Below are 296 nucleotides of genomic sequence, written 5' to 3'. Positions count from 1 at the left end.
GGGTCGTCCACTTGTTCGGTATCGTTTTAACCGTGAATGGTTCTGGGGGAATTTCTAATGCCGCCGCTGGGTTTCGGCCTTGGCGGGCTCGGGTTGATGCTGCCGAGATGACGTTTCTCGCCTCTCTTGTTTCTGACGAGTTGGAGTGGCGGGGGTTGGCTGAGGAGTTGGCGCCTTCGCTTCGGGTGTCGCCTGTCGAGGTGGAGAAGCGGATCCGCAATGCTGTCGACTTGTCTCGGCGGATGCCTCGGGTGTTGGAAGCGATGCGGGAGGGTCAGGTCGAGCTGTATGGGGCC

Annotated in this window: 1 protein-coding gene; it reads left to right on the top strand. The window is 60.5% G+C overall.

The window, feature by feature from the left end:
• Positions 1 to 32: 32 nt before the first annotated feature.
• The coding region (locus IF64_RS27585) for a DUF222 domain-containing protein (RefSeq protein ID WP_282916191.1) at positions 33 to 296 on the top strand (264 nt) is incomplete at its 3' end.

This window comes from Prauserella rugosa (genome assembly GCF_000719975.1).
Classification (GTDB): domain Bacteria; phylum Actinomycetota; class Actinomycetes; order Mycobacteriales; family Pseudonocardiaceae; genus Prauserella; species Prauserella rugosa.
Note: the sequence above shows the minus strand (reverse complement) of the source record. Positions and strands in the feature narration are given on the sequence as shown.